The sequence below is a fragment of the Saccharopolyspora sp. NPDC003752 genome, from assembly GCF_053605825.1.
Genome location: NZ_JBSGJZ010000016.1, coordinates 52,746 through 65,899, shown reverse-complemented (window position 1 = coordinate 65,899; position 13,154 = coordinate 52,746). Strand labels below are relative to the sequence as shown.

12 protein-coding genes are annotated in these 13,154 nt (G+C 72.8%); 7 read left to right on the top strand and 5 right to left on the bottom strand.

The genetic code is table 11. The annotated features are described in order from the left end of the window. Nucleotides 1-79 precede the first annotated feature (79 nt). Nucleotides 80-1,057 carry a DivIVA domain-containing protein gene (locus ACWEV3_RS21770; protein ID WP_452615649.1) on the top strand — a complete coding sequence of 326 codons (978 nt, stop codon included), beginning with the start codon at nucleotides 80-82 and terminating at the stop codon, nucleotides 1,055-1,057. On the opposite strand, the gene ACWEV3_RS21765 is transcribed toward ACWEV3_RS21770, so the two are convergent. Genes ACWEV3_RS21765 through ACWEV3_RS21755 form a run of 3 tightly spaced genes read right to left on the bottom strand, consistent with a single transcriptional unit; the run spans nucleotide 1,058 to nucleotide 3,701 of the window. Next, nucleotides 1,058-1,720: a methionine ABC transporter permease gene (locus ACWEV3_RS21765; protein WP_132480038.1), complete on the bottom strand. Its 663-nt coding sequence runs from the start codon at nucleotides 1,718-1,720 to the stop codon at nucleotides 1,058-1,060. Beyond that, nucleotides 1,717-2,751 carry a methionine ABC transporter ATP-binding protein gene (locus ACWEV3_RS21760; RefSeq protein WP_452615648.1) on the bottom strand — a complete coding sequence of 345 codons (1,035 nt, stop codon included), beginning with the start codon at nucleotides 2,749-2,751 and terminating at the stop codon, nucleotides 1,717-1,719. The genes ACWEV3_RS21765 and ACWEV3_RS21760 overlap by 4 nt, the downstream gene beginning before the upstream one ends. Beyond that, nucleotides 2,748-3,701, bottom strand: coding sequence for a MetQ/NlpA family ABC transporter substrate-binding protein (locus ACWEV3_RS21755; RefSeq protein WP_452615647.1), 954 nt, complete (start codon nucleotides 3,699-3,701; stop codon nucleotides 2,748-2,750). Before ACWEV3_RS21755 ends, ACWEV3_RS21760 begins: the two co-directional genes overlap by 4 nt. 248 nt (nucleotides 3,702-3,949) lie before the next feature. Between ACWEV3_RS21755 and ACWEV3_RS21750 the strand changes: the two genes are divergently transcribed. The 3 genes from ACWEV3_RS21750 to ACWEV3_RS21740 all read left to right on the top strand — a co-directional run bounded on the left by ACWEV3_RS21750 (nucleotide 3,950) and on the right by ACWEV3_RS21740 (nucleotide 6,510). Continuing rightward, a complete protein-coding gene (locus ACWEV3_RS21750; protein ID WP_452615646.1) occupies nucleotides 3,950-4,183 on the top strand; it encodes a DUF5708 family protein in 234 nt (77 codons plus the stop codon). Beyond that, nucleotides 4,180-4,803: a TetR/AcrR family transcriptional regulator gene (locus ACWEV3_RS21745; protein WP_452615645.1), complete on the top strand. Its 624-nt coding sequence runs from the start codon at nucleotides 4,180-4,182 to the stop codon at nucleotides 4,801-4,803. Before ACWEV3_RS21750 ends, ACWEV3_RS21745 begins: the two co-directional genes overlap by 4 nt. A gap of 141 nt (nucleotides 4,804-4,944) precedes the next feature. After that, nucleotides 4,945-6,510, top strand: coding sequence for a GMC family oxidoreductase (locus ACWEV3_RS21740; RefSeq protein ID WP_452615644.1), 1,566 nt, complete (start codon nucleotides 4,945-4,947; stop codon nucleotides 6,508-6,510). A gap of 11 nt (nucleotides 6,511-6,521) precedes the next feature. On the opposite strand, the gene ACWEV3_RS21735 is transcribed toward ACWEV3_RS21740, so the two are convergent. Continuing rightward, nucleotides 6,522-7,298, bottom strand: coding sequence for an IclR family transcriptional regulator domain-containing protein (locus tag ACWEV3_RS21735; RefSeq protein WP_452615643.1), 777 nt, complete (start codon nucleotides 7,296-7,298; stop codon nucleotides 6,522-6,524). A 103-nt stretch (nucleotides 7,299-7,401) separates the two neighbouring features. On the opposite strand from ACWEV3_RS21735, the gene hrpB reads away from it, so the two are divergent. Both hrpB and ACWEV3_RS21725 read left to right on the top strand, forming a co-directional pair. Further along, the gene (gene hrpB / locus ACWEV3_RS21730) at nucleotides 7,402-9,828 is read left to right on the top strand and encodes an ATP-dependent helicase HrpB (RefSeq protein WP_452615642.1); all 2,427 of its coding nucleotides are present in this window, start codon (nucleotides 7,402-7,404) and stop codon (nucleotides 9,826-9,828) included. Between the two features lie 186 nt (nucleotides 9,829-10,014). Further along, nucleotides 10,015-10,428, top strand: a complete 414-nt coding sequence (locus ACWEV3_RS21725) for an STAS domain-containing protein (RefSeq protein WP_452615641.1) — start codon at nucleotides 10,015-10,017, stop codon at nucleotides 10,426-10,428. 70 nt (nucleotides 10,429-10,498) lie between these two features. Here ACWEV3_RS21725 and ACWEV3_RS21720 read toward each other — a convergent pair whose 3' ends face one another. Further along, on the bottom strand, nucleotides 10,499-11,344 hold the full coding sequence (locus ACWEV3_RS21720) for a LuxR C-terminal-related transcriptional regulator (RefSeq protein WP_452615640.1): 846 nt from the start codon (nucleotides 11,342-11,344) through the stop codon (nucleotides 10,499-10,501). A 104-nt stretch (nucleotides 11,345-11,448) separates the two neighbouring features. Here ACWEV3_RS21720 and ACWEV3_RS21715 point away from each other — a divergent pair, with 104 nt between their 5' ends. After that, complete coding sequence (locus ACWEV3_RS21715; protein ID WP_452615639.1) at nucleotides 11,449-13,107, top strand: AMP-binding protein; 1,659 nt, start codon at nucleotides 11,449-11,451, stop codon at nucleotides 13,105-13,107. The last annotated feature ends 47 nt before the right edge of the window (nucleotides 13,108-13,154 follow it).

Below are 13,154 nucleotides of genomic sequence, written 5' to 3'. Positions count from 1 at the left end.
CGGGCGGTCGGGGGCTCGGGCGGTCAACCCGCCGGGCAAGCGTCCGGAAGTTGGCGGCACATGCCCTGGAGGCCCGAGGATGCTCACCCCCGACGACGTGCGCAACGTTGCTTTCGCCAGGAGCTGGCGGCGCGACCGCGGCTTCGACGAGCGTGAGGTGGACGAATTCCTCGAACGCGTCGAGGCGACGCTGCGCGGGAAGCGGCTGGTGACCGCGCGCGACGTGCTCACGGCGCGGTTCAGCCCGGGTAGGCCCGGCCGGGCATACAAGAAGGCCCAGGTCGCCGAGTTCCTGGACCAGATCGCGCTCACCCTGATGAAGCGCGAGGTGCGGGAATCCGAGCGCCGCGGGAAGCGGAGCGGCGCGGTGAGCGAGGAGAAGACCGTGGTCCGGCGCGCGGCCCCGGCCGTGGAGCGGGTGCCCCGGCGCCGCGAGGCCGTGCAGCCGGGGCGCGTCGAGGTGTTCAGCAGTTCGGCGGCGCAGCAGAACGTGCTGGACAAGGCCGAGGTCGATGCGTTCATGGACCGCGTCGAGGCCACCCTCCGCGGTGCCGACACGCTGACCGCGCAGGACGTGCTGGGCGCCCGGTTCAACCCGCCGGGGCCGGGCCGGCCGGGCTACCAGGAGGCCAGTGTCTTCGCCTTCCTCGTCATGGTCTCCACGATGATCAAGAACATGACCCCGCGGCAGCGGCCGCAATCCGTCCCCGCGCAGGGGATGTCGATCGCCCGCGCCTTCCCGCGCGCGCTGGCGGCCGGGGCGCCCCAGCTCACCCCGGAGGCGATCGGCAGCGTGGTGCTGCACGGTTCCGCCGGCAACGAGCACGGTTACGACGAGGACGAGGTCGATGACTTCCTGGCCCGCGTCGTCGACACCCTGCGCGGCGCCGACACGCTGACCTCGCGCGACGTGCAATCCGTCGTGTTCCGCGCGCAGCCCGAGCCGGGCACCGGCTACGACCGGGCCGAGGTGGACTCGCTGCTGGACCTCATCGCGGAGCGCCTGGACACCGACGCGCCGGTGAGCGCCCGCCGGAACGGGCGCTCACCGGGCTGATCAGCCGCGCAGCGCCTTGCGGGACAGCAGGTTGCCCAGGTACTGGGCCGCCTGCACCAGCACGATGATGATCAGCACCGCGATCGCGGTGATGCCCCACTCGAAGCGCTGGTAGCCGTAGGTGATGGCGAAGTCCCCGAGCCCGCCGCCGCCGACCGCGCCCGCGACGGCCGTCATGTCGACGACCGCGACGAACACGAAGGTGTAGCCGAGGATCAGCGGCCCGAGCGCCTCCGGCACCAGCAGGCCCACGATGATCCGCAGCGGGCTCGCCCCCATCGCGCGGGCCGCCTCGATGACCCCGGGGTCGATGGTCACCAGGTTCTGCTCGACGATCCGCGAGATGCCGAACGTGGCCGCCACGGTCAGCGCGAACGTGGCCGCGGTGGTGCCCAGGGTGGTGCCGACGACCTGGATCGTCAGCGGGCCGATCGCCGTGATGAAGATGATGAACGGGATCGGCCTGATGATGTTCACCAGCACGTTCAGCACCACGAACACGAAGCGGTTGGCGAGGATCCCGCCCGCCCGCGTGGTGTAGAGCAGGATGCCGAGCACCAGGCCGAGGAAACCGCCGATCAGCATCGTGGCCAGCACCATCCAGATGGTCTGGCCGATCGAGGTGAGCAGCACCGGCCCGATCGTCGCCCAGTCGATGTTCACGCCACCAGCTCCTGCACCTCGGTGATCTCGCGGAGCTCGGCGATCAGCGCGTCGACGCCGTCGGCCGCGCCGTTGAGCTCCAGCGTCAGCCTGCCCAGCGACTCGCCGCCGAGCTCCTTGATCCCGCCGTAGACGATCTCGAACCGGACGCCGTGCCTGCCCAGTGCGTTGGACAGCACGGCGCCGATCCGCCGGTCGTCGCGGATGCTCGCGGTCACCAGCCGGCCGTCGTGCCGGGCGCGCAGCCTGGCGAGGTTCTCGCCGTCGGGCTGGTCGTGCAGCACGGTCTCGACGAACCGGCGGGTGATCGCGGTCTTGGGCGCGGAGAACACGTCCACCACGCTGCCCTGCTCGACGACGCGCCCGGCGTCGAGCACCGCCACCCGGTCGGCGATCTCCCGGACCACCTCCATCTCGTGGGTGATCACCACGATGGTCACCCCGAGCTCGGTGTTGACCCGCTTGAGCAGCCGCAGCACCTCGCCGGTGGTCTCCGGGTCGAGCGCGCTGGTGGACTCGTCGGCGAGCAGGATCTCCGGGTTGGTCGCCAGCGCCCGGGCGATGCCGACCCGCTGCTTCTGCCCGCCGGAGAGCTGGTCGGGGTAGTGCCAGGCCTTGTCGGCGATGCCGACGAACCGCAGCAGCTCCGCGACCCGCTCCTCGCGCCGCCGCTTGTCCCAGCCCGCGATCTTCAGCGGATAGGCCACGTTGCCGAACACGGTGCGCGAGCGGAGCAGGTTGAACTGCTGGAAGATCATGCCGATGCCGAGCCGGACCTCGCGCAGCCGCCGCTCGGGCAGACCGGTGATGTCGGTGCCGCCCACGACGACCCGCCCGGCGCTGACCGGCTCCAGCGCGTTGATCAGCCGGACCAGGGTGCTCTTGCCCGCCCCGGAGTAGCCGATGATCGCGAACACCTCGCCGGCGTCGATGGTCAGGTCGACGTCCGCCAGCGCGGTGACCGCGCGGTCGCCGGCGCCGAAGGTCTTGCCGACGCCGCGGAACTCGATGAGCGGGGATCCCGTGCTCACTTGGCGGCCTTCACGGTCTGCGTGAGGTCGGCCAGGATGCCCTCCAGCTCGGCCTGCGGGCGGTCGACGAGCACCGACGTGCCCTTCGAGTCGGCCTCGGCCTGCCCGGAGACGCGCTTGTCCCGGTAGATCTCGACGAGCTTGTGGTAGGTCGGGTTGTCCCGGTCCTCGGCGCGGACGACGAACGCGTTGATGTAGGGCGCGGCGGCCGGGCTGTCGGGGTCGTCGCCGAACAGCGCCTTGCTCGGGTCGAGGTCGGCGTCGAGGGCGAAGTTGTTGTTGATGATCGCCGCGTCCACCGACGGCAGCGACGCGACGGTCTGCGCGGCATCGACCGGGGTGACGGTCACCTTCGAGGCCGCGGCGTCGATGTCGGCCGGGGTGGCGAGCACGGTCCCGCCGTCCCTGAGCTTGATCAGCCCGGCCTGCTGGAGGACCAGCAGCGCCCGCGCCTGGTTGGTGGGGTCGTTCGGGATCGCGACGGTGCCGCCCTGCGGGACGTCGGCGACGCCTGCGTGCTTGCGGGAGTACAGGCTCAGCGGCACGACGTAGGTGGAGCCGATCGGGGTGAGGGTGTCCGAATTGGACGCGTTGTAGTTGGCGAGGAAGAGCAGGTGCTGGAAGAGGTTCACGTCGATCTGCTTCTGCGACAGCGCCGGGTTGGCCTGGTGGTAGTCGCTGAAGTTGACCGTCTCGAGGTCGATGCCCTGGGCGGCGGCGAGGTCCTTGTAGGTCTTCCAGTACGACTTGCTGGCGTCGGTCACGCCGATGCGCACCTTGGTGCGGCCGGCCGCGGTGTCGGTCGAGCCGCCCTGCACCACGACGACCACCGCGACGACGGCGATCACCACCAGCGCGGCCAGGCCCAGCAGGACGCCCCGTCGCTTCTGCTCGGGCTTCTCCGGCAGCCCGAGGTCGTTGTTGTCGGGGGCGTTGTCGTTCTCGGACATGTCTTGCCTTTCGCGGTGTCGGCGCGCGGGAATCCGATGCGTGCGCGCCCTTCGGACGCCACGATGCAGCAGCCGGCCGAGGAACCCGACATCGTTTCATGATCTGGATTTTCGGGGCGCGATTTGCCGTCGGATCCTGCGTCGTGCTAAGCGGCCACCTCGTCGTGACCCGCGTCCCGCAATCGATCGAAAGAGCCCGCCCGGGGTGCCCTATACGGTCGTACAGTACGTCTGTACAATACGATCGTATGGGCAATGTTGAGAAGATCGAAAGCGGCGCTCGTGCCGCGCGCAAGACCCTCGTCAGCGGCGTGATCCTGGCGCTGATCGGTGCCGTGCTGTGGGCGACGACGGGCGGGATCGAGCTGCCGGTGGTCTCGCCGAGCAAGGTCGGGGTCGTCCTGCTCGTGGTGGGAGCCATCGAGATCGTGGTGGGTCTCGCGATGATGATCGGCCGGTCGGCGCGCGGCCGGCAGGGGTGACGGTCGAGGGCCGTGCCGCCGAGCGGCGAGCGCACCTGATCGGCGCGGTGCTCGACCTGATCGACGGGGGTGGGATCCCGGCCGTCAGCATGCGCGCGGTGGCCGCCGCGGCGGGCGTGTCCCTCGCACAGGTCCAGTACTACTTCCGGAGCAAGGAGCAGCTCATCGTCGAGGCGTTCCGCCACATCTGCCGCGATGTGGAGGGGCGCGCGGCGGCGGTGGGCTTCGACGGGCCCGCCCGCTCGGTGCTGCGCGCGCTGATCGACCTCTGGCTGCCGGTCGACGAGCGCCTCAGCCGCGACGCCCGCGTGTGGCTGGCGTTCTCCGCCGAGGCGACCACGCGGCCGTCGCTCATGAGCTTCGCCGCGGAGGTGGACGAAGGGCTCCGCGAGGCGTTCGCGCAGATCCTCCGGCGGGCGAGCGAGAGCGGTGAGCTCAACCCGGCCGCCGACCCGGTGGCGGCGGCGGCCGGGCTGCTCGCGGTCATCGACGGGCTCGTCGTGCAGTCGCTGGTCCTCGACGAGTCCGAGCGCGCGGGATTCCTCGGCCCGCGCGTCGAGGCCCATCTGGACCTTCTCTTCCCGAAGGCGCAGGAAAGAGGGGAGAGCGAGGGGACGTGATCGAGGAGCGCACCTGAAGAACCGGCGCCCCGATCCGGGCCGGTCATCGGCGAGGAAAGCCGTTGCGGCGTCCGGCCGGGTGGTCGTACCGTCTCCGCGATAGCGCACACGTGTGCGGTAATCGAACTTTTTGGAGGAACGGTGACTGAGGGCGGCTGGGATCTGATCGTGGTCGGGGCCGGTTCCGCGGGGTCCGCCCTGGCGGTCCGGGCCGCGGAGCGGGGGAGGCGGGTGCTGCTCCTGGAGGCCGGCCCGGACTACCGCTCCGCCGAGATGCCGGAGGTGTGGCGGTCGCCGAACCCGATGCGCGCGTTGCTGGATCCCGACGCCGGGCGGCACCTCGTGTGGCAGGGGCTCACCGCGGCGCGGACCGAGAAGCAGGCTCCGGAGCCGTTCTGGCGCGGCCGCGGGGTCGGCGGCAGTTCGGCGATCAACGGGCAGATCGCGATCCGCCCGCCGATGGCGGACTTCGAGGACTGGGCCCGCGCGGGGTGCGAGGGCTGGGCTCCCCGGGACGTGCTGCCGTACTTCGCGAAGCTGGAGGACGACGAGGAGTTCGGCGACGCCCCGTACCACGGGCGCGGCGGCCCGATCCCGGTCTACCGGACGCCCGAGGCGGAGTGGGGCGCGGTGGACGCGGCGCTGCACCGGGCCGCGCTGGCGGCGGGGCACGGGTGGGCCGCCGATGTGAACGCCCCTGGTGCGACGGGGATTTCGCCGTATCCGATCAACTCGCGGCTCGGCCGACGGGTGTCCACCAACGACGCCTACCTCGAACCGGCCAGGGCGCTGCCCGGCCTCGTGATCCGCGGCGAGGCCGTCGTGGACCGGGTCATCGTGTCCGGCGGGCGAGCGGTCGGCGTGGAGGTCCTCGTCGACGGGACGATGCGCCGCGAGCACGCGGACCAGGTCGTGCTGAGCGCCGGTGCGATCCACACGCCGGCGATCCTGCTGCGATCCGGCATCGGCCCGGCCGCCCACCTGCGCTCGCTGGACATCGACGTGCTGCGGGACCTGCCGGTCGGCCAGGGTCTGCAGGACCACCCGGTGGTCTTCGTCGGCATCCCGCTGAACGAGGAATCGGCGGTGCGCACGCCCGACGACCGGCACACGAACGTCTGCATCCGCTACACCAGCGACCACCCGGCGGCCCAGGCCGACGACATGATGGTCATCGCGGCCAACCAGAGCGTGCTGGCGATGGAGATCGCCGACGTCCGCTTCGGCGCGGGGTCCTTCGGCGTGTGGAACAACCAGGTCTACTCGCGCGGATCGGTCGGCCTGACCTCGACCGACCCGACGGCGCAGCCGGAGGTGCGCGAACGCATGCTCTCCGACGAGCGGGATCTGGCGCGGCTGCGCAGCGGCATCCGCCACCTGGTCGAGCTGGTGCGCGGCGACGAGGTCGCGGCGATCACGGCGTTCTCGCCGGACCGGCTCAACGAGACGCTGCTCGCGGCCGTCGACGACGACGCGGAGCTGGACGACTACCTGCTCGCGACGGCGGCCGACGCGCAGCACGCGACCAGCACGTGCCGGATGGGAAGCCCGTCGGATCCGGCGACGGTGGTCGATCCCGGCTGCAGGGTGCTGAGCGTGGCGGGGCTCCGCGTGGTCGACGCGTCGATCTTCCCGACGGTTCCCCGCGCGAACACCAACCTCGCGGCGATCATGGCGGGCGAGCTCATGGCCGATCGCCTCAGCTGACGGTGAGGTGCTCAGATGAGCTGGGCGTGCAGCTCGTCGGCCGCCTCCCGCAGCAGTGCCAGGACGTCACCGTGCATGGTCTCGGGTGAGATCCGCTCGATGTTGCACCCGACGTGCAGGGCCGCGATCACCCGCCCGTCCCACCGGCGCAGGGGCACGGCGATCGAATGGGCGCCCGGCTCCACGTCGTTCGCGACGTAGCAGTACCCGTCGCGCTCGATCCCGTCGAGGGCACCGGCCCGGGCCCCGGCCGCGTCGAGCGCGCCGGGGCGCTCCTGCTCCGGCAGGTGCGCGAGGAGGACCTTGCCGAGGGAGGAGATGTTCGCCGGAGTCCGGAAACCGATGCCGCTGCCCACCTGGATCAGCTGGTTCGGCACCGCGCGGGCGATCACGACGGCGTCCGCTCCGTCGAGCACGGCGACGGAGCACGCCTCCTGCAGCCGCGCGCAGATCCGGTCGCACACCGGCTGCATGAGCGCGCCGGTGACGTTCGAGGTCAGGTATCCGGCTGCGAGCCGCAGGATTCGCGGGCTGAGTTCGTACGCGCGTCCTTCGGCGCGGAGGTAGCCGAGGTGTTCGAGGGTCAGCACGGCGCGCCGCACGGTCGCGCGGGACAGGTCGAGCTTGCGCGCCAGGTCGGCCTGCGTCAGCCGCCGGTTCTCGCCGTCGAAGGCCGCGAGCACGGCCAGGCCCCGGGCCAGTGCCTCGGAGAAATCCGCCGCGTTCGGTGCGCCGGCGAGCTGCCGTTGCTTCCGGGCGGCGCTGTCGGCGTCGGCGAGTCGTCCCAAGGTGCCATTCCCGTTCGGCGGCGGTGGTTTTCCCGGCAACGTATCGGCCGAACTTCTGTGCGTCAATCGAACCGCGCGGCCGGGATGGCAAGATGGGGCCGTTATGCTCGACTTCCCCGATCTTCCCGTGCGTGCCGTGCTCGACGACGTCACCTGTGCTCTCGCGGAGCACGGCACGGCGGTGCTGGTGGCGCCGCCCGGCACCGGGAAGACGACGCTCGTGCCGTTGGCGTTGGCGGAGCAGGGGTTTCGCGTCGTGGTGGCGGAGCCGCGGCGACTGGCGACCCGGGCCGCGGCGGAGCGCATGGCGAGCCTGCTCGGCGAGGAGGTCGGGCAGCGCGTTGGCTACTCGGTGCGGGGCGAGCGCCGTCGCGGCGCGGCGACGGTCGTCGAGGTGGTGACCTCCGGCCTGCTGGTGCGGCGGCTGCAATCGGATCCCGAGCTGAGCGGCGTCGACGTCGTGATGCTCGACGAATGCCACGAGCGGCACCTGGACGCGGACCTCCTGCTGGCGCTGCTGCTGGACGCGCGGGACGGGCTGCGCCCGGACCTGCGGGTGCTGGCGACGTCGGCCACGGTGGCGGCCGGTCGGGCCGCGGAGCTGCTCGGCGGCGCACCGGTGCTGGAGGCGCACGCGCGGACCCATCCGGTCCGGACCTCGTACCTGCCGCCGACGCGCGGGGAGCGGATCGAGGCGTGCGTGGCGCGGGCGGTGCGCACCGCCCTCGCCGAGCAGGACGGCGACGTGCTGGCGTTCCTGCCCGGTGCCGGCGAGATCCGCCGCGTCGCGAACCAGCTGGGCGAGTCCGATGTGGACGTTCTGCCGCTGCACGGACGACTGCCGCACGCGCAGCAGGATTCGGCTCTGCGGGTGGGGAAGCGGCGCCGCGTGGTGCTGGCCACGGCGGTCGCCGAGTCGAGCCTGACCGTGCCCGGGGTGCGCGCCGTCGTCGATTCGGGACTGTCCCGGGTGTCGCGGGTGGACAACCGGCGCGGCCTGGCCGGGCTGGCCACGGTCCGGGTGTCGGCGGCGGTCGCCGACCAGCGGGCGGGCCGCGCCGGCCGGCAGGGGCCCGGCGTGGTGTACCGGTGCTGGCCGGAGCACGAGCACAGCACGCTACCCGCGTACCCGGAACCGGAGATCCGGACGGCCGATCTGACCCGGCTCGCCCTGGAGCTCGCGTGCTGGGGAACGCCGGACGGGTCGGCGCTGACGTGGTGGGACGAGCCGCCCGCCGGTGCGCTGGCCGCAGGGCGCGAGGTGCTGCGCGGGCTCGGCGCGCTGGACGACGACGCGGTCACCGCCCGGGGCCGCCGGATGGCGGAGCTCGGTCTGCACCCGAGGCTGGCCCGGGCCCTGCTCGACGGCCGCGAACTGGCCGGCACCGGCATCACCACCGAGGTCGTCGCCCTGCTCGACAACGATGCGCTGACCAGCGAAATCGACGTCGCCACGGCGCTTTCCCGGCTGCGCCGGGGCGCGCCGGGCAGCGATCGGTGGCGGCGCGAGGTCCGCAGGCTGCGCGGTTCGGTGCAGCCGCATCCCGGAACCGCCGCGCGCGACGATGCGGCGCTCGTCGTCGCGCTGGCGCAGCCCGAGAGGTTGGCGAGGCGCCGGGGTTCCGGCTCCGCGGTGTACCTGATGGCGTCCGGGACGGCGGTGGAGTTGCCTGGCAACTCGGGGTTGCGCGAATCGGAATGGCTCGCGGTGGCCGTCGCGGACCGGGCACCGGGAAGCGCCTCCGGGGTCGTCCGGCTGGCCGCGCCCGCGGACGAGGCGCTGGCTCGCAGCGCGGCGCCCGCGCTGGTGACGACCAGCGACGAGATCGGCTGGACGGACGGCGATGTGCGGGCGGTCCGCGTCGAGCGGCTCGGCGCGATCATCTTGAGCAGCAGGCAGATCCGCGACCCGGACGCCGCCGGGGTCCGGCAGGCGCTGCTGGCCGGCCTGCGCGCCGAGGGGCTGGAACTGCTGTCCTGGAACGACGACGCGCGACGGCTGCGGCTGCGGCTCGGGTTCCTGCACGCCGCCCTCGGCGATCCCTGGCCCGCCACCGACGACGGAACACTTCTGTCCATAGTGGACCAATGGCTGGAGCCGGAGCTCTCGGCCGCGCGGCGGCGGGCCGACCTGCGGATCCCGGCGGGCGCCGCGCTGCGGCGGCTGATCCCGTGGTCCGCGGCGGGACGCCTGGACGAGCTCGCGCCGGACCGGATCGAGGTCCCCTCCGGCTCCCGGATCAAGGTGGACTACCAGGGCGACCGGCCCGCCCTGCCGGTGAAGCTGCAGGAGGTCTTCGGCTGGCAGGACGTGCCGCGCATCGCTGACGGCCGGGTGCCGGTGGTGCTGCACCTGCTCTCGCCGGCCGGGCGCCCGGCGGCGGTCACGGCCGATCTCGATTCGTTCTGGCGCAACGGCTACCGGCAGGTCCGCGCGGAACTGCGCGGGCGCTACCCGAAGCACCCGTGGCCGGAGGACCCGGCCACGGCGACGCCGACCCGCCGCACCCGGCGCGGCCCCGCGAGCTGACCGTGACGGCCGCCGTCGCCCGATCGTGGGGCGCGGACGAGGGGCGAACACCCTTCGTGCTGTGATGCGCTCGAATGGTCATTTTGCCTGGTGATCTACGGTTTGGCCGTAGCGTGGAGGGCGGCCCGCCGGGGTTCTCCGCGACGTGGCCGACAGCCCGAATCCCGAGCATTGGGGAGGCCGCACATGTCCTTCATCCCCGCCCCGCGCACCGAACGCGGCACCGACGACCACGCGCCAGGAGTGCTGCGACTGCGCACCACGAGCCCCGCGCCCGGCGTCGTCGTCCTCGAAACGGCCGGAATCCTGGACATGAACAGCGCCACGAACTTCGCCGACGCGGTGCGTGCGCACCTCTCGGCCACCAACGGCACCGCGGTCCTGGACCTGTCCGGGCTGTCCTTCCTGTCCACCCACGGCGCGGTCGTGCTGCTGGAGGCCGCGCACCGCGCCCTGATGCGCGGGGTGCACCTGGTTCTGCTCTCCCAGAACAGGGTCGTGGACCGCCTGCTGGAGATGCTCGACGTCGCCGACCGGTTCACCTACGCGACCACGGTCGAGGAGGCCGTCGGCCTCTCGGGCGCGACCGTCCCGCGGTAGCCCGAGTCGGGTCAGGCCTGCGACGCCCGCAACAGCGGCCGCACAACCGTTCCCGGGCCGCGCAGGGGAATCAGGGCAGCGCGCCGCGCCGCCGGGCGGCGACGACCGCCTCGTGCCGGGTGTGCACGTCCAGCTTGCGCATGGCGCTGCGCAGATATGCCTTGACGGTCTCGGGTTTCAGCGAGAGCCTCCGCGCCGTTTCCGCGTTGCTGCACCCGAGCGCGATCTGCGAGAGCACGTCCAGCTCGCGCGGCGACAACGCAGGCGGATCGGCGGCGTCCCGGGCGTCGGTGAGGTGCGCCAGCCGCTCGCACGCCCGGTGCAGCCGGTCGCGCAGGACCGCGTCGTCGAGTCCCTGGGCGATGGCGCGGAACTCGGCGTGCAGCTCGCGAACCTCCTCGATCGCCACGCTGTCGCGAAGCGCCGTGCTGTCGGCGTCCGCCACGTCCAGCAGTTGCAGCCGCCGGTCCACCTCGTCGCGGACGGCGATCTCGCCGGCCAGCCGGCGGGTCGTGTCGACCATGGTGTCCAGCACCCGGTCGCCGAGCGGGACCACGCCGCGTGCGGCGCAGTAGAGCACCCCGCGAACGGAACCGTGCACCGTCACCGGCGCGGCGGCCACCGAGCAGATGCCCTCGGCGAGCACGGGCACGTCGTAGTCGTGGCTGATCGTCACCGCGGACCCGTAATCGCTCACCGCGCCCGGGCGCCGGGAGGTCATGACCTGCCCGCCGAGACCCGCCGCGGCGCGCACCTGGAGGCCCTTGAGCGCGGCCGTGCGCACGCCGGCGAACTCCGAGAGGTGCAGGGAACCCGCCGCGACCTGCCCGCCGAAGGCGACCGGCACGTCGGCCCGCTGCCGCACCACCCGCACGGCCTGCCGGAAGGCGTTCCCGTCATCCGGGCGCAAGTACACGATCCCTTCACCCCTTTCCGGGGGTATCGCGGACTGATGTGTGGCGCGGAGCATAACGCCCGGCTACGCCGCGGCAAAGGAGCAAGCGGCGGGAAGGGGCATTCGTGAGCATCGAGCCGACCGCCGCACCAGGGACGACGCCGCCGCAACGGGTGGCCGAACTGCTCGCCAGGTTCGGCTCGCCGGACGCGTGCGCGGCCGACCTGCTGTGCGACGACCATCCCGCGGACGCCGTGGCCTGCACCGTCGTCGAGGCGGACCTGACCAGCCGGGACCTCACCTACGGCGAGCTGCGCCGCGACTCGGCGCGCTTCGCCGCCGCGCTCGCCGACCTGGGCGTCGAGCCGGGCGACGCGGTCGCGGTGCTGATGGGCAAGTCCGCCGACCTGGTCGTGGCGCTGCTGGGAATCTGGCGCCGCGGTGCCGTGCACGTGCCGCTGTTCACCGCCTTCGCGCCGCCCGCCATCGCCCTGCGGCTCAACGCCAGCGGCGCGAAGGTCGTCGTGGTCGACCAGGACCAGCGCGCCAAGCTGGAGCCGGGCGAGGACATCCCGGCCGGCGCACCGTGGCGGATCGTCGTCGCCGGGGACGCCGCCGACGAGCCGACCGTCGCCGGGCTGCTCGGCCGGTACAGCGGCGACGAGCCGACCGCGCAACCCGTCCGCCGGGGCGGGGACGGCATCCTGGTCCAGCTGTTCACCTCGGGCACCACCGGAACCCCGAAAGCCGTTCCGGTGCCGATCAAGGCCCTGGCCTCGTTCCAGGCGTACCTGGAGTTCGGGCTCGACGTCCGGGCCGACGACGTGTTCTGGAACGCCGCCGACCCGGGCTGGGCGTACGGCCTGTACTACGCGATCCTCGGGCCGCTGGCGGCCGGTCGCCGGAGCATCCTGCTGCACGCGGGTTTCTCGGCCGCGCTGACCTGGCAGGTCATCCGCGAGTTCGGCGTCACCAACTTCGCCGCCGCGCCAACGGTTTACCGCAGCCTGCGCACCGATCCGGCGGGCGTGCCCGAGGGAATCCGGCTCCGCCGCGCGTCTTCGGCGGGCGAACCGCTGACGCCGGAGGTCGTGTCCTGGTCCGAGGAGCGGTTGGGCGTGGCGGTGCGCGACCACTACGGGCAGACCGAGCACGGCATGGTCGTCGTCAACGCCTGGGCCGACGGCGTTCGCGAGCCGGTCAAGCCCGGCTCGATGGGCGGCGTCCTGCCTGGCTGGTCCGCCGACGTGCTGCACGACGACCGGGACGAGCCGGCGCCCGCGGGCACCGCGGGGCGCATCGCGTTCCACGTCGCCGACAGCCCGCTGATGTGGTTCACCGGCTACGCCGCCGCGCCGGAGAAGACCGCCGAGCGTTTCTCCGCCGATGGTCGCTGGTACCTCACCGGCGACGCCGGGACGCGGGACGCCGACGGCTCCTTCTTCTTCTCCTCCCGCGACGACGACGTGATCATCATGGCCGGTTACCGCATCGGGCCGTTCGACGTCGAAAGCGTCCTGGTGCGCCACGACGCGGTGGCCGAAGCGGCCGTCATCGGCGTGCCCGACGAGCTGCGCGGCGAGGTCCTGGAGGCCTACGTCGTCCTCCGCGCGGGACGGACCGGTGACGAGGAGCTGGTCGCGGACCTCCAGCAGCTGGTGAAGCGCAGGTTCGCCGCGCACGCCTATCCGCGCTCGGTGCACTTCGTCGAGCAGCTCCCGAAAACGCCGAGCGGCAAGATCCAGCGCTTCCTGCTCCGCGAGCGGCATCGCGCCGCCCGCTGACGGGCCCCCGGATCCGCTGCCGGGCGGCCGCACGCGGTCCATCATGG

Bases quoted from the DNA above. Each gene is read 5' to 3' on its own strand.
- ACWEV3_RS21770 (WP_452615649.1), top strand. From the start codon at position 80: ATGCTCACCCCCGACGACGTGCGCAACGTTGCTTTCGCCAGGAGCTGG.
- ACWEV3_RS21755 (WP_452615647.1), bottom strand. From the start codon at position 3,701: ATGTCCGAGAACGACAACGCCCCCGACAACAACGACCTCGGGCTGCCG.
- ACWEV3_RS21750 (WP_452615646.1), top strand. From the start codon at position 3,950: ATGGGCAATGTTGAGAAGATCGAAAGCGGCGCTCGTGCCGCGCGCAAG.
- hrpB (WP_452615642.1), top strand. From the start codon at position 7,402: ATGCTCGACTTCCCCGATCTTCCCGTGCGTGCCGTGCTCGACGACGTC.
- ACWEV3_RS21725 (WP_452615641.1), top strand. From the start codon at position 10,015: ATGTCCTTCATCCCCGCCCCGCGCACCGAACGCGGCACCGACGACCAC.